Annotated in this window: 18 protein-coding genes and 2 pseudogenes; 5 read left to right on the forward strand and 15 right to left on the reverse strand. The window is 69.1% G+C overall.

Translation table 11 applies throughout. From position 1 onward, the window contains the following. Window positions 1–156: 156 nt before the first annotated feature. Window positions 157–801 (forward strand): TetR/AcrR family transcriptional regulator C-terminal domain-containing protein, encoded by a 645-nt coding sequence (locus tag ACWCQ1_RS42165; protein WP_451028878.1) that lies wholly within the window; start codon window positions 157–159, stop codon window positions 799–801. Between the two features lie 188 nt (window positions 802–989). Here ACWCQ1_RS42165 and ACWCQ1_RS42170 read toward each other — a convergent pair. The 14 genes and pseudogenes from ACWCQ1_RS42170 to ACWCQ1_RS42235 all read right to left on the reverse strand — a co-directional run. Next, window positions 990–1,689 (reverse strand): annotated as a pseudogene (locus tag ACWCQ1_RS42170) (MFS transporter); the annotation flags it as partial. Between the two features lie 55 nt (window positions 1,690–1,744). Next, window positions 1,745–3,295, reverse strand: coding sequence for a class I adenylate-forming enzyme family protein (locus tag ACWCQ1_RS42175; RefSeq protein WP_451028879.1), 1,551 nt, complete (start codon window positions 3,293–3,295; stop codon window positions 1,745–1,747). A 60-nt stretch (window positions 3,296–3,355) separates the two neighbouring features. Continuing rightward, window positions 3,356–3,688 carry an aldehyde dehydrogenase family protein gene (locus ACWCQ1_RS42180; protein WP_451028880.1) on the reverse strand — a complete coding sequence of 111 codons (333 nt, stop codon included), beginning with the start codon at window positions 3,686–3,688 and terminating at the stop codon, window positions 3,356–3,358. Window positions 3,689–3,749: 61 nt separating this feature from the next. Then, a pseudogene (locus ACWCQ1_RS42185) lies at window positions 3,750–3,836 on the reverse strand (hypothetical protein); the annotation flags it as partial. A gap of 591 nt (window positions 3,837–4,427) precedes the next feature. Continuing rightward, on the reverse strand, window positions 4,428–4,889 hold the full coding sequence (locus tag ACWCQ1_RS42190; protein WP_451028881.1) for a MarR family winged helix-turn-helix transcriptional regulator: 462 nt from the start codon (window positions 4,887–4,889) through the stop codon (window positions 4,428–4,430). A gap of 517 nt (window positions 4,890–5,406) precedes the next feature. Then, window positions 5,407–6,573: an amidohydrolase family protein gene (locus tag ACWCQ1_RS42195; RefSeq protein WP_451028882.1), complete on the reverse strand. Its 1,167-nt coding sequence runs from the start codon at window positions 6,571–6,573 to the stop codon at window positions 5,407–5,409. 41 nt (window positions 6,574–6,614) lie between these two features. Continuing rightward, complete coding sequence (locus tag ACWCQ1_RS42200) at window positions 6,615–7,256, reverse strand: hypothetical protein (protein WP_451028883.1); 642 nt, start codon at window positions 7,254–7,256, stop codon at window positions 6,615–6,617. A gap of 187 nt (window positions 7,257–7,443) precedes the next feature. Then, a complete protein-coding gene (locus ACWCQ1_RS42205; protein WP_451028884.1) occupies window positions 7,444–8,505 on the reverse strand; it encodes a lipocalin family protein in 1,062 nt (353 codons plus the stop codon). A gap of 892 nt (window positions 8,506–9,397) precedes the next feature. Then, window positions 9,398–10,015: a TetR/AcrR family transcriptional regulator gene (locus ACWCQ1_RS42210; protein ID WP_451028885.1), complete on the reverse strand. Its 618-nt coding sequence runs from the start codon at window positions 10,013–10,015 to the stop codon at window positions 9,398–9,400. A gap of 542 nt (window positions 10,016–10,557) precedes the next feature. After that, window positions 10,558–11,379, reverse strand: coding sequence for an SDR family oxidoreductase (locus ACWCQ1_RS42215; protein ID WP_451028886.1), 822 nt, complete (start codon window positions 11,377–11,379; stop codon window positions 10,558–10,560). Between the two features lie 36 nt (window positions 11,380–11,415). After that, window positions 11,416–12,231: an enoyl-CoA hydratase-related protein gene (locus tag ACWCQ1_RS42220; protein ID WP_451028887.1), complete on the reverse strand. Its 816-nt coding sequence runs from the start codon at window positions 12,229–12,231 to the stop codon at window positions 11,416–11,418. Further along, window positions 12,228–13,130, reverse strand: coding sequence for a fumarylacetoacetate hydrolase family protein (locus ACWCQ1_RS42225; RefSeq protein ID WP_451028888.1), 903 nt, complete (start codon window positions 13,128–13,130; stop codon window positions 12,228–12,230). The genes ACWCQ1_RS42220 and ACWCQ1_RS42225 overlap by 4 nt, the downstream gene beginning before the upstream one ends. A 17-nt stretch (window positions 13,131–13,147) precedes the next feature. After that, window positions 13,148–14,443: a CaiB/BaiF CoA transferase family protein gene (locus ACWCQ1_RS42230; protein ID WP_451028889.1), complete on the reverse strand. Its 1,296-nt coding sequence runs from the start codon at window positions 14,441–14,443 to the stop codon at window positions 13,148–13,150. 321 nt (window positions 14,444–14,764) lie between these two features. Then, window positions 14,765–17,116: a transketolase-like TK C-terminal-containing protein gene (locus ACWCQ1_RS42235; protein WP_451028890.1), complete on the reverse strand. Its 2,352-nt coding sequence runs from the start codon at window positions 17,114–17,116 to the stop codon at window positions 14,765–14,767. A 152-nt stretch (window positions 17,117–17,268) separates the two neighbouring features. On the opposite strand from ACWCQ1_RS42235, the gene ACWCQ1_RS42240 reads away from it, so the two are divergent. The 3 genes from ACWCQ1_RS42240 (at window position 17,269) to ACWCQ1_RS42250 (ending at window position 19,670) form a co-directional block, all read left to right on the forward strand. Next, window positions 17,269–17,751, forward strand: coding sequence for an Lrp/AsnC family transcriptional regulator (locus ACWCQ1_RS42240; protein WP_451028891.1), 483 nt, complete (start codon window positions 17,269–17,271; stop codon window positions 17,749–17,751). Window positions 17,752–18,166: 415 nt separating this feature from the next. Further along, a complete protein-coding gene (locus tag ACWCQ1_RS42245) occupies window positions 18,167–18,841 on the forward strand; it encodes a cupin domain-containing protein (protein ID WP_451028892.1) in 675 nt (224 codons plus the stop codon). Between the two features lie 40 nt (window positions 18,842–18,881). Then, window positions 18,882–19,670 carry a 2-keto-4-pentenoate hydratase gene (locus ACWCQ1_RS42250; protein WP_451028893.1) on the forward strand — a complete coding sequence of 263 codons (789 nt, stop codon included), beginning with the start codon at window positions 18,882–18,884 and terminating at the stop codon, window positions 19,668–19,670. A gap of 223 nt (window positions 19,671–19,893) precedes the next feature. Here the strand turns inward: ACWCQ1_RS42250 and ACWCQ1_RS42255 are convergent, their stop codons facing one another. Continuing rightward, window positions 19,894–20,652: an aldolase/citrate lyase family protein gene (locus ACWCQ1_RS42255; RefSeq protein ID WP_451028894.1), complete on the reverse strand. Its 759-nt coding sequence runs from the start codon at window positions 20,650–20,652 to the stop codon at window positions 19,894–19,896. Between ACWCQ1_RS42255 and ACWCQ1_RS42260 the strand changes: the two genes are divergently transcribed. After that, entirely contained in the window at window positions 20,621–21,613 is a 993-nt protein-coding gene (locus ACWCQ1_RS42260) for an IclR family transcriptional regulator (RefSeq protein WP_451028895.1), read from the forward strand. The genes ACWCQ1_RS42255 and ACWCQ1_RS42260 overlap by 32 nt on opposite strands. Window positions 21,614–22,176 lie beyond the last annotated feature (563 nt).

Below are 22,176 nucleotides of genomic sequence, written 5' to 3' on the forward strand. Positions count from 1 at the left end.
TCGTAGTTTTATGGGGCGGGACACTACACTGACACTCCCTCCCCGCCAAGGGTCAGCAAGGGCGGGAACGTCGCGGCAGGGCTCGCGAGCCGCAGTCGACGCGGCATGGACGAGCAGGCACAGGACCGCGGGACAGGTCACAGAGGAGGACGCCGAATGGGCAGGCCGCCGCGTCGGCTGCTGGACCGGGAGACCATCATCCGCGCCGGGCTGGACCTGGTGGACGAGCAGGGAGCCGAGGCCCTCTCGGTCAACCGGGTCGCCACCGCACTCGGAGTCAAAGGACCCTCGCTCTACGCCTACATCACCGGACGCGACGACCTTGTCGAAGGCATACGCGAACTGATCGTGGCCGAGATGCGGCTGGACTTCGCCACCAACTCATGGACAGGCACACTCGAGGCCTGGGCCCGTTCCTATCGCGACGCCTTCGCCGCCCACCCCCGCGCCCTTCCCCTCCTCGCCGTCCGAACCATTCGGTCGCCGACGGCGCTGGGCGCGTACGCCGCCGCCTTCGACCGGCTGCGCGGCGCCGGATGGCCGGAGGACCGGCTGCTGCCGCTGGTGTGGGCCGTCGAGTACTTCGTCATCGGCTCGGTCCTGGCCCCGGGGCCACCGACAGGCCATCACACCGCCGCCGCGGACCGCGACGACACGCCCCCCGGCCTGGAACCATTGCTCCAATCGGGGCCTGAGCAACGTCAGTCGGCGTTCGAGGCCGGACTTGCCGCGCTGGTCCGCGGCTTCTCCGCCGAACTCGCCGAACACCGCGCTCGGCTCGGCAGGGAGGAGACGCTTTGAACTTCGCAGCGGTTTTTGAGGGCATTCGAACAACCGCACCGCTCGCGTGCCACCGACGCCACGCACCGGGCCGCCAGGCCGAACGAGCCGACGTCATGGCCGCCCGGATCTGCAGCCTGCCAGCCGCGGACGTCCTACGCCCTTCACCCCACAGGGGCACGCCTCGCGTCGACGATCAGCCTGTAGCGTCATGGCCGGATCAGAAACAGTCCACGTATCACCAGGGGTGATACGTGGATTCTTTGCATGTGCACGACCGGTGTCGCGTCGGGGTCCTGCTCGGGTACTCCGGGCCGGTAGAGGATGACCCTGACGAGGAGGCTGGCGACGAAGTAGGGCGGTGCCGAGGGAGCCGCCGACCTGCTGCATGGTGTTGACGGCCGCGGAGGCGACGCCGACGGTGGCCAGGCTCATGGCGGTGGCCATCACCAGGCCGAGGCCCGCGACGACCAGCGGCGGCATGATGTTCGAGGCGTAGCTGCTGCCCATGTCGAGGCCGGTCAACCACACCATGCCAGCGGCGGCCAGACCCATGCCCGCGGAGACGATCGCCTTCGGCCCGATGCGGGGGATCAACGTGGTGGTGGCGAGAGTGGAGGCGAGCATGAGGGCGGCGACCATGGGCAGGAAGGCAAGCCCGGTCTTGATGGGGGTGTAGCCCAGGCTCTGCTGCAGGTAGGAGGTGAGGAAGAGGAAAACCCCGAACATGCCGGCGCCGGTGATCAGGAGCGTGGAGCGGGTCTGCGACCAGGCGCAGAAAGCGAGCAGGACGGCTCCGGCGACCAGGAAGCCCCAGGTCTGCGGGGAGCTCCGGTCGTGGGACTCGGCGTTGGAGAAGCCGTAGACGAGGCTGAACAGGCCGCTGCCGACCAGGATGGCGCCGCCCACGAAGGCCACGACGCGAGCTCTTCCGTGAAACGGAAGAGAGTTGTGGCGGCGTCGGTCATGGGGTTCCCGTCGGCGAGGCGGTCGTTCGGTCATGCAGCATCTGCCGGACGTCAGACCGGCGGATCTTGCCCACCGAGGTGCGCGGCAACGCGTCAGCGGTCTGCAACCGCCGGGGGATCTTGTAGCGGGCGAGGCGGGAAGAGAGGAACTTCTGCAGCTCGGGGAGACTGGGCGGGTTGGGGCCGGCCGGGACGATGACGACGGCCACGCATTCGCCCCAGAGCGGGTCGTCGACGCCGGTCACGGCGGCTTCGGCGATCCCGGGGTGAGCGGCGACGGCGTGTTCGACCTCGACCGGGTCGACGTTCTCCCCTCCGGTGATGATCACATCCTTCTGGCGGCCGGTGATGACGACGGCCCCGTCGGGGTCCATGAGCCCTCGGTCGCCGGAGTGCAGGCCATCACTGCGAAAGGTCTCACCGGTGGCACGGGGCTGGTTCCAATAGCCGGCAGCCAGGTGCGGTCCGCGGATGACGAGTTCACCGGTTTCCCCCGCCTCGAGCACGTCACCGTTGGGGCCGACGACGGTGAGATCGGTCAGCATGCCGGGCGGGCCGGAGGACGTGGGTTTGGCGGCGGCCTGCGCCGGAGTTCGGAACGATACGGAGGGGCCGGCTTCGCTGAGTCCGTAGCTGGCGAGCAGGGGAACGCCCAGGCGCGACCAGGTGGTGACAGCGTCGGGTGAGAGCGCGGCCCCGCCCACGAGCATCCAGCGCAGGCTGGACAGGTCTGCTGCGGCGAAGGACTCGTGCCGGCTCAGCAGACCGAGCATCGTGGGGACGGCGAACATGGTCGTCACGCGATGGTCCCGCACGGTCTGCAGGCAGGCCGCCGCGTCGAAGCCGCGGTGGAGGATCACCGTGCCGCCTTTGTGGAGTGTCGTGATGACAAGGGTGTTGAGCCCCGCGACGTGGAACATGGGGGTGTTGACGAGCGTCACGTCATCGCTGCACACGTCGAGGCCGAGCAGTGTGTTGATCTGGTTCCAGAACAGACCGCCATGGGTGAGGACGACCCCCTTGGGCGTGCCGGTCGTGCCCGAGGTGTAGACGATCTGCGCCGGATCGTCGGGACCGACCGGGTGGGGTTCGGGGACCATCTCGGGCGTGGGATACAGGATTTCAATGGAGTGCAGCCGTGCGGGCAGGATGCCCTCGCTCTGGGCGGACAGGTTCACCGCCTGATCGAGCACGCCGCGCGTCGTGTCCTCGGCGAGGGCGACGGCTGGCGCGGCGTCCCGCAACAGGCCGGCGATCTCGATGGCCGGGGCCGCTGGGTTGACGGGGACGAAGACCGCGCCGCACCGTGCCGTGGCGAAGAGCGCGATCAGGAGCTCGGGCCGGTTGCCCGACATGCACAGCACGCGGTCGCCGGGACGCACTCCCCAGTCCAGCAACGCGGCGTGGAAGCCGTTGACTCTCTCGCACAGCTCCCGGTACGTCAACATCGTGTTCTCGAACCGGATGGCGGGCTGGTCCGGTTGGCGGGCCGCGCGCCGTTCGACGAGTTCCCCGTATCGGACTCCGGGGACTCGAGTGGGATCCACCGACATAGGTTTTCCTCCCGGCTGGTCACTGTTGTATGTCTTGGACGGCCGTCGTGCCGGTCAGATCGGGTAGTGGCAGGCGCCTGCCTGGATGGTGATCCAGCGCTTCGGTGAACCCCTCGAGCGCGGCGCGGGATCCGAAGCGTCCCCATCCGCTGGCTCCCACTCCCCGAAAGGCATCCGGGGTTCGTCGTGGACGGTGGCTCCGCTGACGTGGCAGATCCCGGACTTGATCCGCTGCGCGATCTGCGGGGCGATGGCCGCGTCCCGGCTGAACACGGCGGCGGACAGTCCGTACATGGTGTCGTTGGCGACCGCGATGGCCTCCTCGGTGCCGTCGACCTCGACGAACAAAGCGACGGGTTTGAAGGACGCCTCCGAGTAGATACGCATGGCCGGGGTGACGTCGCGCAGGACTGTTCGCCTGCTCGAGAACCTCGACGGACATACCGGCGTGGTGCATGAAAGCCGCTGCGGCGAGCCCGCCGATACCGCCGCCGGTCACGACGACCTGCACCCGCCGATTCACATCCTGTGTCATGCCACCGGCCTCCTGTGCTCCGTTGCCGCCTCCTTGGCGTGGATCGAAGTGTCCGCGCGTTCCGGGGTGGGGGCACCACGCATCCCACTGGAGGGCACACTACATATCAAGTAGCTTGCCATCAAGTTCCTTGATATAGGACGAGGCGAGGTGGGGAGAGGGGTCAGCAACCAGGCTGTGCCCGGGCACACGGTGGTCAGCAAAGCCGCCACCGGCATGGGGACCCGATTTCCCAGCTGACCCGGAGGATCGCGCCTGGTCACCGGCCAGACCCTCAACACTGACAACAAGGCTGTGCTGGACGCCGTTGTCGACGTCTGGCGGGCCGGCATGAACGGGCTCTGAGACGGACAGCGGCCTGACAACCAGCCCCGCGGCAACGGCCGCGGGGCTGTTCACCGCCGAATCGGCCTTATCCACGAGGTGACGCGGGGCGACGAGCCGGACATTGCCCGGCGCTACAGGCTGCCGGTCCCTTACTGCCGCCTACGCGTCGACCTCGTTCTCATGCCGGCCGACGACCTGGACGCCTGAGCGCCGACGGGAAGGGCGCAGCCGCTGCCCCTGCACAGGAGGGCAGTAGTCGGGCTGCTAGTCGGAACCGGCCGACTCGGGTAGCCCTCGAAGCGCGGTAGCGCAAGCCAGCAGCCCCGCGCGCAGCCGGTCCACCGACTCCCGGTCCAGCGCATGCAGCATCTGATCCTCGATGCGGTCGACCTCCGCCTCGCAGGCAGCGAGGCGGCGCTCCCCCTCCCCGGTGAGCGACGCGCGCAGGATCCGCCCGTTCGCCGGGTCGGGCGCCCGGGTGATCAGCGCTTCGGCCTCGAGTTGCGCTACGATCTGGTTCATCGCCTGAGGTGTGACGAAAGCCCGCCGCGCCAACTGCGCCGACGACAGGCCGCCCCGGCGGGCGAGGACGCTCAGGGCGGCGTACTGCGGGGTGGTCAGCCCGAGTTCCCGCACGGTCTCATCCAGCACCGACCGGACCCCTCGCTCGACCTGCTTGATGAGATAGGTGACCCGAGCAGGCGAACGCTCCGTTTCCGACTCCACGCAAAGTGACTTTACATCAAGTAGCTTGCTACCCCATGTGTTAAGCCTCTTGATATGGAAGCCAGAAGCAGGGACGGCCAATAGTCACAAGCGCCGCCCCTCGAGCTTCCCGGTCGTTCCCGACGTGTAGCGAATGCCAGCCGCGTCCTCCGGTTCCATCTCGACGCTGTCCGCCATGGGGAGGGAGTCACCGGGGTTGAGGCTCGCCGCCATTCGTCCAGACAGACCACCGCCGACAGGTCCGACACCTCACCCGGCCAGACTGTCCGTGCATCCCTGCCGACGCAGACCGCCGTCGGCGTCATGTCCGTCAGCGTGAACTTGAGCTCCTGCGCTGTCGAGGCTGCGTTCACGGGCCCGAACACCGCGGTGATGCGGGAGCACGCAACATGCCGGCGCTGCGCCGTCGTCCAGCCCACAGGCGAATCCTGACGGGCGCATCACAAACCCTCTCTGTGCGTCAAGAGACGGATCCGCGGAGACGCGCAGGATGGGACGACCTCGGCCCGCATCCCGGTCAACGAACCGGGTGGCCCGCCCGGTACACCGCGCGGATGTCGGTGACCGCCGAGATGTCCTCGACGGGGGAGCTGCCGAGCGCGAGGATGTCGGCGTCCGCGCCGGGGCGCAGCGCGCCTTTGCTTCCGGCCCGGCCCACCGCTTCGGCGGCTTCGTCGGTCGCGGACCGCAACACGTCACGGTTAGGCATCCCCAGTTCGGCGAGCTCGGTCAGCGCGTGGGGATAGACGCCGTGACGTTTCGCGGGAACGATGCCTGCGTCGGTTCCGGGGACGACCCTGGCGCCCGAGGCGACGACTTTGGCCGTGAGGGCGGTGATCCGAGCAGCCACGGCCGGGGGGAACGGTGTCCTGCCGGGCATCATGCCCACTGTGAGGCTGACGAACGTTCCTCGCCGCACGACCTCGTCCAGCAGGTCCTGGTTCAGGCTGATGCCTTCGGGGGTGATGAAGGAGAAGTGCTCGATGGTGTCGAAGCCGGCGTCGAGCGCATCCGCGATCGCAGGGACGGCGTGGGCGTGGGCGGCCGCGGTAAGCCCGTACCGGTGCGCCTCGTCGGCGATCAGCCGCAGGTCGGACCGATCGTACTGCTGGTGCAGTGGACTGGAGTTGGGGGTCATGTTGCCGCCGCTGGCCATCACCTTCACCACGTCGCAGCCGCGCTCGGCGCGTTCCTGAACCGCGGCCCGCAGCGCGTCGGCTCCTTCGGCCTCGCCACCGAGGAAGTGACAGTGGCCGCCGGGGGTGGTGATCGGCGGGCCCGAGGCGACTATGTCGGGGCGCTCGGTGGGCGGCACCTTGTCGCGCAGCGTGAGGGTGAGGTAGTCGCGGTCGCCGAGATCCCGGACGGTCGTGACCCCGGTGGCCAGCGTGGCCGCCGCGGCCGCGCGTGCGGTCTCCAGTACGGCATCGTGGTCGTCGGACGCCACATGCGCCACGGCGTTCTCGCTGCAGTCCCAGCACAGATGCACGTGTGCGTCGATCAGCCCGGGAAGCAACCATCCGTCCGGCCCGAAGTCCGTCACCGCCGTGTGCACCGGCGGCGCGGCTCCGGTGAAGTCAACGTCGCGGATCAGGCCGTCCTCGACCAGCACCATGCCCGATTGTCTGACGTCCACGCCGTCGAAGACGTGCCCTGCCCGAAGCGCCACCAGTTCGCTGCGCATAACAGCCATCTCCAAAAGCCGCACAGTGTGGGGGGACAAACTCAGTCCCTGCAGGCCGCAGGGGGACGCGCCGCACCGGTCAGTGGGGCGACACGGACGAATCGTCGTACCTCGATGGCATGCCCGTCACGAGTCCAATTCTCGTGGCTCGCCAGGCCTTTGGGGAATAAGGGATCACCGATGACTGGAATAGACAAGATCGATACCGTCGTGGAAGCCTGATGTTGAGTGCTTTGGCCGGCGCGCTCGGGGACCATGCCCACACCGTCGGTACCGACGTTCAGGTACGGCATCGTGAGGAGTTTCTCGATGGCGATGTGCAGGGGCGAGAAGCCCATCGACGGGCAGTGATAGGGCAGCACCCAGGGGCCTGCGGCGAGCGCCTCCAGGATCGGTGGCGCCGACTCGACGGTATCGGAGGAGACCACGCACACCCAGCGGTCCTCGTACAGGTCGATGGCCGGGAAGTTCGCCAGCAGGCCCTGTGCCAGTGGCATGCCGTCAACAGTGCGCAGATGCTCCTGGGCGCGGTGGACGATGTGCGGGGTGGCGAGCTGAAAGCGCAGCCGCACCCCCGGCGCCGGGTCGTGTATCGGGGCGGCCAGCATCCAGCCGGAGGTGGCCACATGGATATCGGGTACCACCAGCCCGGCCGGCTCGGCCAGGCTGGCGGACCTGCTCACCGGCGACCGCCGAGCCGAGGACCGCGTCGACGCTCTTCGGCTCTCCCTGCCGCCCCCAGCGACCGTACGAACTCCGCGCCGCCCGCCCGCGCTTGCCACGTCATCACCATCGCGCGGCGGGGGGTGAGTTGCAGGCGCATCGGCGGCAGCACCCGCGACGCCGGAGGTGGTCAGGTGGTCAGCGCTTCTAGTCACCCACCTGCTCGGTGTAGTTCTTGCCGGTGACCTTCTTGCCCTCGTAGATACCGGTGTAGACAGCCGGTGCCTCGTAGACACCCTGGACCTTGTCCGTTTCCTGGTCGATGGGGCCGTTGACGCGGACAGTGAGACGGGTCTTCTGTGAGGGGATCTCGACATTCCAGCGCGTGGCATAGGTCTTGCCGGTGTCGGGGCTGGTCCAGGGCCTGTCCGCGCCGTCGGACAGGGGCTTGACCGCCGCCAGGTCGTAGGAGCCGTCCGGATGCAGGATGGTGGCCCAGGAGTTCTCGCTCTTGCTGTTCGCGGTGTCCCAGAGGGCGAGCTTGTCGTTGTTCGGCAGGCTGATGCTCATCCACGTCCACCGCATGGTGGGGTCGTTCAGCGGGGTGGCGCCCCACTGCCGGTCCAGCCAGCTCACTCCGGAAGCCTTGTGGGTCTTCCCGTTCACCGTGAGGGTGCCGGTGGTCTGCATCGACGGGTAGGCGAATTCGTACTGTGTATCACCTTGCATCGACCAGGCGCCGGTCCCTGCGTAGTTCAGGGCCGGGCCCTTGGGGACGAACTGGACGTCGAGGCCGCCCCACGGGGTGGTGGCCTTCAGCGACATGCGCTGTGCGTTGCCCTTCCAGGTCAGGCCGGGCATCTTGATGTCCAGCCCGCTCGTGCTCCAGTGGTAGTCGCGCTTGGCGATCGGGACGCCGTACGTCTTGACCCACCCGCTGGTCTCATCGGTCAGGACGACCGAGAGTGAGTACGGGTTGTCTGTGTGGGGCCGGCGCAACGTGATGACGTGAACGCCGTAGTTGTGACCGCCGGCCTTCACCTCGCTGTTGACGTAGATCGAGTCGGTCCAGGTCTTGCCGCTTCCGTCGGGTTGCGCGGCGAGGTCGGCCGCGGGGTCGACCTCCGTCGGGATCCCCTTGTCCGAGGTGACGGCGGTCCCCTGACGTGGTCGGGGCGCGGCCTGGGCGGCGGGCAGTGCCGCCACGCCGACCACCGCTGCAGTGACGGCCGAGATGATGCCCACTTTTGCCCGCTTGTTCAGCTTCATTGGATGTTCTCCCTGGGGTGCGGGCGACTGGCGATGTTCTCGCTCAACGCTTGTAGAGTGATCATAGCTACGCCGGGGTCATTCACTCAACGCATGTTGAGTAAATGGAGGCGTGACGTGGAACACCTCGCCCCCTGGTGCGAAACCCGCCGCCGTCGTGCCGCATGGCGACGGGCACTGCTCAGGCCGCAATGCCTGTGCCCGTTGGTCGTTGCATTTCGGCGGCGTGGCGGCCGTCTGGCGGTGCGCGATCATCGACGGCACCGCATAGCTGTCGAGGAGGGTGCCATTGCCTGGCCTGCTGCGGACCGACTGGGGGAGGGAGGGTGACGTCGGTTCGCCACTCGTGGCCGCCGCCGGTCGGCAGCGGCCGGACAACGACGGGCTCATCCTCGGTCAGGTGCGGCTCAGCAATGCCGTTTCATCACGCAGACCTCCCGGCGGCGAGCCAGGCGTTCGGGTGCGCCCTTGCCTCAAGCGGGGACGCCCCCTGCTCGCCGGTGGCCGCGTTGATGTGCGGTGTCTGGCGAACGGGGGCGGCTTGATTGCTTCCCGGCTGGTCTCGATCCAGTTCCCCGTCGGGTGCATCCGACGGGGCCCGGCCGTCCGCGGCACGGCCTGAGCTGCCGTAGCCTCCGGTCCTGCCGGCCTTGCCGCGTTGGGCTCGCCGGCCCCGACCCGACGGCCATGCGGGCCTCCAGCAGGCCCCTGGTGCCGGCCCGTCCGGCGTTGCGTCCGTTCACGCCCGGTGCGGGCGACGGACCGGAGGGCCGGCCGCGGGGCGACACGCGCTGACCGCACATGTCACGAACCGCCTCCGCGAACCTCTGGCATCTCGGACGGCGCAGCCCGCCCCCGATCACGACTGGAGGCGTGGCGGGCAAGGCCTCAGTCAGTCTTCTGATAGCCCTTCAGCGCTGATTCCCGGCAGCAGCACCTCGACGACCGGTCGCAGATGCGCGACGAGATCATCGATGCTGGCCTGCTCGACAGCGGAGGCCTTCAGCACGTAGCGCGTGATGGCGACACCAAGCGTCAGCGCACCGACCAGTTGACCACGCAACTCACTCGATTCGTCGTCGAATGCGCCCGAAACACGACTGTCCTGGGTGATGGCCGCCACGTTGAAGAGCTTCAAAGCCTCCTCGGCGCTCCCGTCGTGGGTGAGCATGGAGCGGAACGTGGAGGCGGTCGCCTCCGGCCGTTCATCCATGCGCTCCAACACCGCGCGGATCATCCGCTCGCTCAGCTCCTCGGCCGGCCCTGCCGCCACCGCCGCCATGTCCAGATCCAGCTGCACCGCAGCCCGGAACAGCTCCTGCTTGCTGCCGAAGTGCTGCATTACCAGTGAAGGATCACACCCCGCCCGATCGGCCACCGCCCGGATCGTCGCCCTCTGGTAGCCGGATTGGGAGAACTCCTGCCGGGCGGCACCCAGGATGGCCGAACGTGTGCGGGCGCGCCGCTGCGCCCTAGTGCTGGCCGCCGCATCCGACATCACATCACCCATTCGCTCAACGTATGTTGAACATCATCCCTGCATGCCCGCAATGACTCTACATCCGTTGAGTGAATGGGTGCTCCACTCTTGCCCCGCCACTTCAGGAGGACCTCTCAGGAGAACGACTCGCGGATGGCTGCGAGGGTGCACGCTGATCGGGCGGCAGTTGCTCCTCTCCTGCAGCCTTGTACTGCAGGCCTGGGCTGCCCGCCCGCCTGTGCTGGCATGCCGGCTGCAGGGGGCGAGCGCCGCTGTCTCGACCGCGACCAGGACCTGCTGCTGTTCCAGCGGGGTGACGAAGGGTCGGGCCGTTGCGTCGGAGATCCGCACTCCTGGCCCGGATGCCGGGGACCGAGCGCCCCGGGAGCCGTTTTCAGGGCTTCGGTGACGCCTTGCGCCGAGGAGTGGTGCCGCAGGTTTCAAGTGATGGTCTCGGGGGTGTCCACGCCCTGCTTGTCGGACAAACCCGTCCGAAGGGGGTGGGCGATCATGGGCCTTGTGTACCAGCTCGTGTCCTCGACGCGGAGCCCGGACGGTCACTTCACCGCAATCTACTCCACGAAGAGGTCGAGTTCCGGATGGTCGCCCCCGCCGTACCGGGCCAGGTCCGTGGGTCCGGCTGCGGTCAGGAGGTCGGCGTCGATGAGGGTTTTGCCGGTCTGCTCGCGCGGCGGCCGGGAGAGCACGGCGAGGGCCGCGTCCGCCATGATCTCGGGGCTCCTTGACCGGGAGAGGACGTTCTCGCCGCCCAGGACGTTCGCCACGGCGGCGGTCGCGATCGTGGTCTGCGGCCAGAGGCAGTTCGCGGCGATGCCGTGCTCCGCGAACTCGGTGGCCCAGCCGAGGGTGAGCAGGGTCATCCCGTACTTGGACAGGGTGTAGCAGGGGTGGGCGCCGAGCCAGCGCGGGGCGAGGTTGAGCGGCGGCGACAGGGTCAGGATGTGGGCGTGGTCGGACCGCTTCAGGTAGGGCAGGCAGGATCGGGTCAGGAGGAAGGTGCCTCTGCTGTTGATCGACTGCATGAGGTCGAAGCGCTTGAGGGGCAGATCCTCGGTGCCGCGCACATCGAGGGCGCTGGCATTGTTGACGCAGATGTCGACGCCGCCGAACCGGTCGACGGCGGTGGCGACCGCGCGCTCGACGTCGGTCTCCTGGCGGACGTCTCCGACGACGGCTACGGCGGATCCGCCGGCGGCCTCGATCGCGGCTACCGCCGTGTGCACGGTGCCCGGCAGCCTCGGGTCCGGTGTGTCGGTCTTGGCCAGGAACACCGCGTTGGCGCCCTTGCGGGCCGCGGCGGTGAGGATGGCGAGCCCGATGCCGCGGCTGCCGCCGGACATCACGATGGTCCGGCCCTTCAGCGCTGTCCCCATGCCGGGATGCTCCTGTCGTCGGTCGTGCAGTGGGTGTCAGCGGCCGGTGAAGCGCGGGGGCCGCTTCTCCAGGAAGGCGAGGGCGCCTTCGCGGAGGTCGTTGGAGGTGCGGCAGCGGGCGATGGCCTCGATCGCGCGGCCCAGCGCGGCACTGCCTGCCGCTTCGTCGCCTTCGCTCAGGCGGCGGACGGCTTGTACGGACGCCTTGGCGGCGCGCACCGACAGGGGGGCGTTCGCCGCGATGGTGGCGGCGAGTTCGTCGACCGCCTTGCCCAGTTCGTCGGGTTCGACGACCCGGTCCACCAAGCCCATGGCGTGCGCCTCGGAGGCCAGGATGCGGCGGCCGGTGAACAGCAGGTCGCTCGCGGCGGCCGGTCCCACGGTCTGGACGAGTGCGGCGGTCTGTTCCAAGGGGTAGCCGACGCCCAGGCGAGCGGCGGGGATGGCCAGGACACCGCGGGTGTCCGCGTAGCGAAGGTCCGCGCCGAGGGCGAGGGCCATGCCCGCTCCCAGACAGTAGCCGTGGATGCGGGCGATGACCGGCACCGAGAGCGCGGACAGCTGCGTGAACAGCGTGGTGGCCGCGTCGTCCGCCGCCTGCCGTGCAGCCTCATCCTGCTGGGCGGGAAACTCACTGATATCCGCGCCGGAGACGAAAGCCCGTTCGCCCGCGCCGCGCAGGACGACCACACAGACGTCCGGGTCCTCGTCCAACGCTCGCAGTCCGGTGGCGAGTTCGGTCATCATCGTCACGGACAGCGCGTTGTGCCGCGCCGGGTTGCTGATCTCCACGGTGCCGACGGCGTCTCGTACCTCGGTGCGGATCCGTGGTGCGGTGCTCACCTCGGTCATCCGGCCTTCTCCGCCACGAAGCGGTTGCGCAACGCGCCGATCCCCTCGATGTGCACCTCGAACTCCGAGCCGTTACGCAGGAAGACCTTCGGCTCGCGTACGAAGCCCACCCCGGACGGTGTGCCGGTGAGGATCACGTCTCCGGGCTCAAGGGTCATCACGGTGGTGATGTAGGCCAGCAACTCCGGTATGCCGAAGATGAGCCGGGAGGTGCGGTCGTCCTGGAGCACCTTCCCGTCGAGCGTTCCGGTGAGGGCGAGGTCGGGCCGTGCGCCGCCGAGCCGGGCGGCGGGCACGACAACCGGCCCCAGGGGAGTGAGAGCGTCCCATGCCTTGCCGGCGATCCGCCCCTGGGTGTGGAACTGGAAGTCGCGGACCGAGACGTCGTTGGCCGCGGTGTATCCGAAGACGACGCTCTCCGCGTCCTCGACCGCGATCCGACGTGCACGGGCGCCGATGACCACAGCGAGCTCGCTCTCGTAGTCGATCTGGTCCGACTCCGGTGGCAGCGCCAGGTCGGCGAAGGGCGCCGCCAGCGAGGTGTGCCACTTCGGAAACAGGTCGGGGTGAGCCGGTCCGGTGTCGCGTCCGCCCTCGTGGACGTGTGCGAGGTAGTTCTGGCCGATGCAGATGACCTTGCCAGGACGTCCGACCGGGCTCAGCAGCAGGTGGTTCGGCGCATCGATCACGGCGCCGGCCTCGATGGCGGCCAGGGCACCCCCGGCCGCTTCGAGCAGCGCGGGCAGGTCGTCGAAGACGTCGTTGTCCACCAGGGCCAGGCGGGCCTTGGCCGCTCCGTCCCGCCGCAGCGCGACCACCGGGCCGCCGCCGTGCAGGACCCGGGCGAGACCGAGACCGTCCGTCCAGTCCACCGGTGCCGTGCGTGCCGCAGTGGCCATGACAGTGCCCTCCTGATTCATCCGTGCGCCTCGGCGCCGCGGGCGGCCGGGGTGGCCGCCTTCGTCCTCACACGAGCGGCGCCGGTCGCGGCCTCGCCGACACCGTGCACGGCGACGACACCTTCCTCGGCCAGGGCGGCGATCCGCTCTTCGTCGTATCCCAGTTCTTCCAGGACCGCGACCGTGTCCGCGCCCAGTTCGGGCGCGCGGCCACGGGCGCGGGGCGCCCCGTCGGCGACGATGGGGGTGTTCACGATCGTCGGCTGTGCGAAGCGGTCCTCGTCGTGCACGAACAGGCCGCGCACGGCGAACTGTTCGTCGGTGAGGATGTCGCCGATGCCGTTGACCGGGCCGCACGGCACACCGGCGGCGCGGAGCGTGTTCATCCAGTGATCCCGGGGCGCGGTGGCGAAGCGTTCCTGGATGATCTCCGCGAGCGGCGCCCGGTGCAGGAAGCGTTCGTACTCCGTGGCGAAGCGCGGATCGTCGCGCAGATCCAGCTCCAGGGCGGTGCACAGGGCCTCCCATGCCCGGTCGACCGCGCCGAGCACGAGGGTGGCGCCGTCCTGGCAGGTGAACGCCTCATAGGGGGCGGCCAGGCGGTGTGCCGTGCCCAGCGGCGCCGGTTCCACGCCGGTCGCCACGTAGTCGGCGACCTCCCACAGCGACCAGGCGGCCACCGAGTCCGCCAGCGCGACGTCGATGTACGCGCCGCCGCCACCGGTGCGTGCGCGCAGCAGCGCGGCAAGGACCCCGATCGCGCCCCACATGCCGGTCCCGACGTCGGACACGGGGAACCCCGCCTTGGCGAGCTGTCCGTCGGTGGTGCCTGTGACCGATATCAGCCCGCTGTAGGCCTGTGCGATCAGGTCGATGCCCTTCGCGTCGCGCATCGGCCCGAACTGCCCGAAGCCGGAGATGGAGCAGTAGACGAGGTCGGGGCAGTGCGGGCGCAGGTCCTCGTAGCCCAGCCCCAGCCGCGCCATCGCGCCGGCCCGGAAGTTCTCCACCAGGACGTCGCTGCGCCGGGCCAGCGATCGGACGATGTCGGCGCCCGCGGGGGACTTCAGGTCGACCGCGAGGCTGCGCTTGTCGCGATGCGTCAGGTCGAAGGGGATCGGCCTGCGATCCGGGCCCATCCGGCGGGTGCGCAGGCCGTCACCCGTGACCGGTTCGATCTTGAGGACGTCCGCGCCGAGGTCGGACAGGACGGTCGTGCAGTACGGGCCGGCCAGGGCCCCTGTCACATCGAGGACGCGCACGCCCCGCAGGAAGGCCGGGCCGGGCTCGGCGGACTCCGTTGTCGCTGTCACAGTGCCCTTCGCTTTCATTCGGTCCGCATTATGGACCAGTGGACCGTAATTAGGACCTATGGCAAAGTTAGGCCCGTCATTCCGGGAGCGTCAAGCAGGCGGACAGGGCGCTCTTGACGGCGGGCTCGCCCCACCAGTTACCGACGGGACCGGTCGGCGTCCCTGGTCATCGGCGGGAACTGGAGCCCCGGCCCTCAATGTTCGTTCGGCCGCCCTCGATCATGGACGGCCGATCCCTCGACTTGGCGGAGACACGGGTGTCCCCGCCGAACAGAGGCTGCTCCGCGACGGCTGAGGAACCTCCCACTCTCTCAGGTGTTCTCAGCCGACGAGGTCCAGAGCCGCGGCGACGATGCTGTCGGTGTCGATGCCGTGGTAGCGGTAGATGTCCTCGATCGAACCGGACTGGCCGAAACGGGTCACGCCGAGAGTGGTGACCGGCGTGTTCTGGATGGTGCCGAGGAAGGCCAGGGTGTGCGGGTGACCGTCCAGCACGGTCACCAGGGGCGTGGCCCGGTCCGCGGGAAAGACCTGGTCGAGAATCCAGGTGGGGTCCTGCGACAGCCCGCGGCGGCCCTGGAGCGCGCGGAAGAGCAGGTCCGGGCTGGTCACGCACGCGACGTCGGCGGCGTGGCCGAGGGCCGCGAGCCGGTCGGCGGCGGCCAGGGCCTCGGGTACCAGGGCGCCCATCGCGGCCAGGGTCACCACCGGCCTCTCGTGCCGGCGCAGCCGGTAGGCGCCGGCGGTCACGTGGCGGCGGCGGCGTTCACGTGCGGCCGGGTCGGCGGGCACGGCGGCCGCGGACTGGTCGACGGGTCGCGTGGACAGGCGCAGGTAGGCCGAACTCCCGTCCGGTCGGCCGAGGTTGCCGAGTGCTGAGAGCAGACACCATTCCGTGTCGATCGCGAACGCGGGTTCGTAGGTGACGCAACCGGGCTGCTCGATGCCCAGCGAGGGTGTGGTGATCGACTGGTGGGCGCCGCCTTCAGGTGCGAGTGTGACGCCGGACGGCGTGCCGACCAGGATCGACTGGCCGCCGGCGTAGATGCCGAACGACCACGGCTCGAGAGCCCGGTCGACGAACGGGTCGTAGACGACGCCGATCGGCAGCAGCGGCCGCCCCCAGCGGCTCCAGGTGGCACCCAGTTCGCCGAGCAGGCCGACCAGGTTGGTCTCCGCGATGCCCAGCTCCACGTGTTGACCCGTCGGCGACTCCCGCCAGTGCAGGATCGTTTCGGTATCGTCGGCGAACCAATCGGGGCGCTCGGCCGACGACCACACACCGACCTTGTTGAGCCAGCCGCCGAGGTTGGTGGAGGAGCTGACGTCCGGGCTGACGGTGACGATCCTGCCGGCTGCCTCCGGTGCCTTCCGGGTGAGGTCCAGCAGTACCCGTCCGAGGGCCTGCTGGGTGTTGGCGGTGCCGGCCGGTGCCGCGCGGCCGAGATCGGCGGGGACGGCCGGGGCCGGTTGCACCTGTTGTCCGAAGCGGTGCAGCCGCTTGGCAGCCGTGGCGCACAGGGTCGCTTCCGGCGAGCCGTCGGCGAAGGCCCCCCAGGGGTGGTCGAGGTCGGTCCCGAGGCGGTCGGCCAGTGCTCGCATCTGGTCGCCGGTCAGCAACGAGGAGTGGTTCTGCGGGTGGCCCTCCGTGGGCAGCCCGTAGCCCTTGACCGTGTACGCGAAGACAACGGTCGGGCGGGTCTCGTCGACGGCGTCGAACGCTTCCGTCAGCGCGCCGACGTCATGGCCGCCCAGGTTGCGGAGCGCGGCGAGCAGTGAGGCGTCGTCCAGGGACGCGATGATCTCGGCGATCGGCGCGGCGGTGGAGCCGGTGCCGGGCAGGCGCTCCCGCAGCTCGTCGGCGGAACAGCGCAGCAGTCGCTGGAATTCGGGATTGCCCATGGCATCGATACGGGCACGCAGGGCCTCGCCGCCCGGTCGGGTGAACAACTCCTGAAGCAGATTCCCGTATTTGAGGGTGATGACCTGCCAGCCGGCCGCCGCGAACATTCCCTGGAGCCTGTCCGCGGCCATGCCGGGCACGACACGGTCCAGGGACTGCCGGTTGAGGTCGACGACCCACACCACCTCGCCCAGGCCCGGCACCATGGGATCCTGTATCGCTTCCCAGATCGCACCCTCGTCCAGCTCCGCGTCACCCAGCAAGGAGTACTGCCGTCCCGTGCCGGCCCCACCGAAATGGTCGTCCACATAGCGCCGTGCGAGGGCGCCCCACAGAGGGGCCGTGGCGCCGATACCGACTGAACCCGTGGAGTAGTCGACCGGGTCGGGGTCCTTGGACCGGCTGGGATAGCTCTGCAGGCCGCCGAAGGCCCGCAGGGTGGTCAGGTAGGAGTCGTCCAGCTCGCCCAGGAGGTAGTTGATCGCATGCAGCACCGGGGAGGCGTGCGGTTTGACCGACACCCGGTCGTTCGCGGTCAGCGCGTGGAACCACAGCGCGGTCATGATCGAGGTCATCGAGGCACTGGAAGCCTGGTGCCCGCCGACCTTCAGTCCCGAAGGGTTGGGACGCACGCGGTTGGCATGGTCGATGATCGCGGTGGACAGCCACAGCACCCGCTGCTCGATCGCCTTCAGCACGGCGAGCTCTTCTTCCTGGGCAACGGCCGGGCCATCGCGGTCGGCCGCACTGAGCCGGGAGTCCAAGACCATCACAGTCCACCTCCACCGACCGGCAACCTGCCGGACGATTGACTTTGTGGTCCGCAAGTAGACAGATGACTCGACAACTGCACAAGATGTGCTTTCGGGATTGAGCATTCTGCTCAGATTCCGAGCCGGACGAGGAATGGTGACTGAGCACCATGAACAACGAGCGAACCCTGGACGCCACCGACGCACGGCTTCTACTCGCCCTGGCCGCCGACCCGCGGGCCACCGTCGTGGCCCTGGCCGAGCGGCTGGGCCTGTCCCGCAACACCGTCCAGGCCCGGGTGGCGAAGATGGAGCAGGGTGGCGCGCTGGGCTCCTTCGAACGCCGGATCACTCCGAAAGCACTGGGCTACCCACTCACCGCGTTCCTCACCGCCCGTGTCGACCAGCATCAACTGGCCGAGGTATCCCAGGCTTTGGCGGCCGTCGACGAGGTCATGGAGGTATTCGGTCTCAGCGGCGAGACCGACCTGCTCGTACGCGTCGTCGCCGCGGACGCGGAGGACCTGTACCGGATTGCAGGTCAGATCCTGGCTGTACCCGGCATCGAGCGCACGACGACGGCCCTGGCCATGCGCGAACTGGTGCCACACCGCATCACCCCGCTGCTGCGACGCGCCACGCAGGGCAGGTAGCCGACCCGCACTCGGCTGTGCAGCTTGAATAGTGCGCCGGCAGCAACTCCTCAGCTTGATATTTCATGTCGGGCTCGGGCCCCTGAGCTTGTCGAATGTGGTCCTCAGCCGCTTGCCGTGCGCTATGCCGAAGATCAGCCCGAAGGGCCTGGGCCGCCACCGCGTGCGGTTTCGCCTGCCGGCGCGCACTCGGCCGGCGTCGCCCGCTGCACTTCGCAGGGTGCCCCTCATCATCCGGGATCGACACGGCGAGGAACCCGACCTACATCACTCGGCGAACCACTCTTGACACGCCCGACTCCGGCGCGCTGAAATTTCAAGCTACAGGAGGACTTCACTCGTGAATCACTTTCGCCCAGCAGTTGGCGACGAACCGACCGGCACCTCTCGTCGATTCCTGCTCCACGCCGAGGACGTGTCCATCGCACGCCAGACGCTGGCCCCGGGAGACAAACTGCCCACCTACCGGCACCCCGTGGAACGCTGCGTGTTCGTGGTCGCCGGCTCGCTCGAGGTCCGAGTGGCCGGCGACAGCTTCAACGCCGGTCCCGAACACCTGATCGCGATCCCCGCCGGAGTGTCGAATCAGATCCACAACGTCGGAAGAACACAGTCAGTCCACCTCGACGTGTACCTGCCGACCCCCGATCCCGGCACAGTGCTCGACGAGCCGTGCGCCCCGACGTCGGACCCGGCGCCGGCGAACACGCTGCGGCCGGTCACCGAGGCCGGCTTCACCTTCCCCAAGGAAGGCGACACCGGGCTCGCCGTGCACTGGCTCGCCCGCCGAGAGACCGGTTCGCGGGCCGCTGTCAACGTGATCCAGTCCCAGCCCGGCAGCGGGTCACCGCCCCTGCACATTCACGAGTTCGTGCAGGTCTACTTCCAGCTGGCGGGAGAACTGACCGCGCGCGTCGCCGGCGTGGAGTACACGCTCGCTGCAGGCGACATGGTCGCCATACCGCCTGGAGTCGCCCACGAGCAGCAGAACATGACCGATCGGCCCGAGCGCCACTTCACGGTCAACTCGCGCGAGCCTGCCGCTCCCATGAGCGAGTGGGACCCACCCGTCGAGTTCCAGCGCAAGTGAGCCCGGCCGCCGCACACCGCCTGGACAATGAAGGAGATCGATGAACACAGCAGCCCTGCTCGAGAAGTTGATGCAACCCGGGGTCACCACCGACCCGAGCACCGATCTGGCGCGAGCCGAACCGGACATCACCATCGACGATGCCTACGACCTCCAGTTCCAGCTCATTGACCGGCGCGCTCAGCCTGGTGACCGGGTGGCCGGATATCAGGCGTCGTTCACGTCCAAGGCTGCGCAGCTGATCATCCCCAGCATGCCGTACCCCATGGTGGGGTCTCTGCTGGCATCCCAGGTGATTCAGTCCGGCGGTGCGGCGAAGCTGCAGTGGGATCGGTATTCGGTGTACATGATCGAGTCGGAGGTCGGCATACTGCTCGATGCAGATCTCGCCGGTCCAGGCGTCACCGCGCTGCAGGCACGCGGTGCCGTGGCCGGAATCTTCCCTGCGATCGAGGTCGCACCCGTCCGGCCGGGCACCTTCGAGAAGGAGTGGAGTAACCAGCATCTGGTTGCCACCCACAACACCGACAGCACAATCGTCCTCGGCGACCAACTGACCCGGACCGACCTCCATCTGCCGACCGAGGGCCTGACCCTCAGCATCGACGGTGCACCGGCGGGCTCCGCCACCGCGGTCGAGGCCATGGGCGACCCGTTCACCGTGCTGGCGGAGATGGCGAACCGGCTCGGACGCCACGGGCAGACCCTGCGGGCGGGACAGTTCGTCATCACCGGATCCTGTATCGCTCCCCAGCACATCACGCCCGAGACGCGGCTCGCACGGGTGGACTGCACCCGGATCGGCAGCGTCGAGGTTCGGCTGAGCTGAACCCCAAGCCGGTTGTCATGGCAGTTGGCCCAAGCGAGTCAACGTGTCGACGAGGGCCCACCGATCGCCCGCGCCCCGCAGGTGGCTCGCGACTACCTCGACGGCCTGGGCGGGCAGCGTGCGTATGGCTGGCCCACCACTGCACAGGCCAACCGACCAGTATCCAGCCCGAGCACCGCACCCTGCTCGAGTTGTTCCGTGCGTTTGTCGAGGGCGCACCCGATCAGGCCGCATCCGCTACTTCTGCCAGCTCGCCGTCGCCCCACTCGAGCGGGCGTCGGACGGGCGCGCTTCGTCTCCTGAAGAGCGGGCGGAACAGGCCGCCGCAGCGCGGCAACTCCTCGCGGCGAGCGGGCTCCGTGGCCGGCTTGTCCTTACGTCCTGAGCGCGCCACGGGGGAGGCGCAGACGCTAGCGTCGGCGGCTGATGGTTGCCGTTCCCGAGGACGGCCGCCGCTGCTGCTCCACGGTGTCAGCGGGCCCCAGAAACGGGTTCGCGGTGGCAGGCGGGGGAGTCGCCTCGGCCTGGTGTGTGAAGGTCCGGGCGAGGGCGAGGGCGAGGGCGAGGGCGTCGGCGCCGCGTTCCGGCCGGCCATGTCGACGCCGATGGCGGTGAACGTGGTCCCCAGGTTGATGCACCGCCGCGCGAACGTGGGTTGGTGGTGAGCAGGTGAGCACGCCGACCGGTTTGCCCGCCGCGCGCGGCCGATCGCGTCCTCCATCGCCTTGATGACCCTCGGTGCGTTCTGATCTCTGGAGTGGCCGAGGCTGGCGGCCAGGTCGCTGGGGCTTATGAAGATGCGTCCACTCCGTCGACGGACGCGATCTGCTCGATCGGGAGCGTCAAGCAGGTAGGTCGGATGCTCGGGGCCTCGCGAGCCGGGCACTGCGCGGCATGGCGGACTCGCCGCCAGGCAGAATCCAGCGGCCGATGAGGTCGCCTCCGGATTGATGGCGCTGTTCGATGACAAGGAGCTCTGCATGATCGCGATGGACGGACGGCCTGTACCGGACCTCTTCGAGACCCAACGTGACGAGGGCGCGGACGATGCTTCTCCGGCGCGCGACCGGGGGCTCCGTACCGTCTCGACGGACCCGTCGAGGCAAGGCGACCCCGGTAGACTGCCCGGCCCATGTGGGACCATCACGGGAGAGGTGCTCAGTGAGATGCCCGTAGACGAAGGGAGGACGATGCGGAGCGTCACCACTGCACTGCAGGTACTGGAGGCCGTGGCGGTCAACCAGCCGGTCGGACTGAGCGCACTGACCCGCATCCTCGGTCTGCCGAAGACCACCGTGCAGCGCAGTCTGGCGACACTCGCGGAGTCCGGCTGGATCGAGCAGCAGACGGGCACGGGCCGGTGGCAGGTCGGCGTCCGCGCCTTCGTCGTCGGCAGCGCCGTCGGCGCCCGCGGTGGGCTGCGGCCCGCCGCGCTGCCCACGATGAGGGACCTCGGTGCCGAAATCGGCGAAACGGTCCACCTGATGGTTCCCACCGGCCGAGAAGTCGTCTTGATCGAGCGGGTCGACAGCCCCCAGCCGGTCCGGGCCGTGGCGCCCCTTGGGGCACGGGGCCCGCTGCATGCCACGTCGAACGGCAAAGCCGTCCTTGCCGCCCTGCCGCAGGAGGACGTGGACGCGTACATCGCCGGGGGCCTGCCCGCGGTCACCCCGCACACGATCACCGACCCCGACCGGCTGCGGACCGAGCTCCGCGGCATCGCCGAGGCCGGATTCGCGGTCTGTCATGAGGAGGTCGAGGAGGGCGTCGTCTCCGTCGGCGCCGCCATCCGCCCCGGGCACGGCCGACCGATCGCCTCGCTGTCGATCTCGGGCCCGAAGAGCCGTTTCTCTACCGAGCTCCTCACGCCGTACGGTGAAAAGGTTCGCCTCGCCGCAGAGGCCATCGCCGTTGCCCTGCCTGTCGGCGCTGACGGGCCCTGACCCGGATCCGGAACGCCGGGTTGCGTGCCGACGACGATCGTGCCGCGGCCCTACGATCGCCGGCATATCGGGTTCGGGATCATCGACACCATGTCGCGGCGCGACGGAGAGCGAACCGTCGCGGGCAACCCCACCGGCACAGTCGCGCTCTGCCACCAGCAGCCGTCCATCGGCGCGAGCATAGGCCGCAACCGGGTCGGAGAATCATCAACACCTCGCCCGGCGTCGGGCTCGCGGTTCTCCTGAAGCCGGAAGGCCCTCGACTCGGGGCTGAGCTCGCGGAGGTTTGCGGGACGGCCAGCCAGAAACGAGGAGCGCGTCCAGGCCGAGGATGGCTTCCGCTTGGACCACGTATCGCCCCCGCTCGCCGCAGGCCCCGAATTCCACATCAGCTGTGCCGCCCGTCCAGAGGGCCGGGACAGGCCGGTGTCGGCGGATGTGGGCCTTTTGGGTTCCACCGATTGCCTTAGTGCGTTGTGGCTAACCGGATCTTGTTCGAGCGGCAGCGGGTGATCGTCTGGACTGAGGTACGGGTGCGGTCGCGGACATGAAAGAACGGGCCC

This window comes from Streptomyces sp. NPDC002144 (assembly GCF_053593695.1).

Bases quoted from the DNA above. Each gene is read 5' to 3' on its own strand.
- ACWCQ1_RS42165 (WP_451028878.1), top strand. From the start codon at position 157: ATGGGCAGGCCGCCGCGTCGGCTGCTGGACCGGGAGACCATCATCCGC.
- ACWCQ1_RS42180 (WP_451028880.1), bottom strand. From the start codon at position 3,688: ATGCGTATCTACTCGGAGGCGTCCTTCAAACCCGTCGCTTTGTTCGTC.
- ACWCQ1_RS42195 (WP_451028882.1), bottom strand. From the start codon at position 6,573: ATGCGCAGCGAACTGGTGGCGCTTCGGGCAGGGCACGTCTTCGACGGC.
- ACWCQ1_RS42205 (WP_451028884.1), bottom strand. From the start codon at position 8,505: ATGAAGCTGAACAAGCGGGCAAAAGTGGGCATCATCTCGGCCGTCACT.
- ACWCQ1_RS42210 (WP_451028885.1), bottom strand. From the start codon at position 10,015: ATGGGTGATGTGATGTCGGATGCGGCGGCCAGCACTAGGGCGCAGCGG.
- ACWCQ1_RS42215 (WP_451028886.1), bottom strand. From the start codon at position 11,379: ATGGGGACAGCGCTGAAGGGCCGGACCATCGTGATGTCCGGCGGCAGC.
- ACWCQ1_RS42220 (WP_451028887.1), bottom strand. From the start codon at position 12,231: ATGACCGAGGTGAGCACCGCACCACGGATCCGCACCGAGGTACGAGAC.
- ACWCQ1_RS42225 (WP_451028888.1), bottom strand. From the start codon at position 13,130: ATGGCCACTGCGGCACGCACGGCACCGGTGGACTGGACGGACGGTCTC.
- ACWCQ1_RS42235 (WP_451028890.1), bottom strand. From the start codon at position 17,116: ATGGTCTTGGACTCCCGGCTCAGTGCGGCCGACCGCGATGGCCCGGCC.
- ACWCQ1_RS42240 (WP_451028891.1), top strand. From the start codon at position 17,269: ATGAACAACGAGCGAACCCTGGACGCCACCGACGCACGGCTTCTACTC.
- ACWCQ1_RS42250 (WP_451028893.1), top strand. From the start codon at position 18,882: ATGAACACAGCAGCCCTGCTCGAGAAGTTGATGCAACCCGGGGTCACC.
- ACWCQ1_RS42260 (WP_451028895.1), top strand. From the start codon at position 20,621: ATGGCGCTGTTCGATGACAAGGAGCTCTGCATGATCGCGATGGACGGA.
- ACWCQ1_RS42255 (WP_451028894.1), bottom strand. From the start codon at position 20,652: ATGCAGAGCTCCTTGTCATCGAACAGCGCCATCAATCCGGAGGCGACC.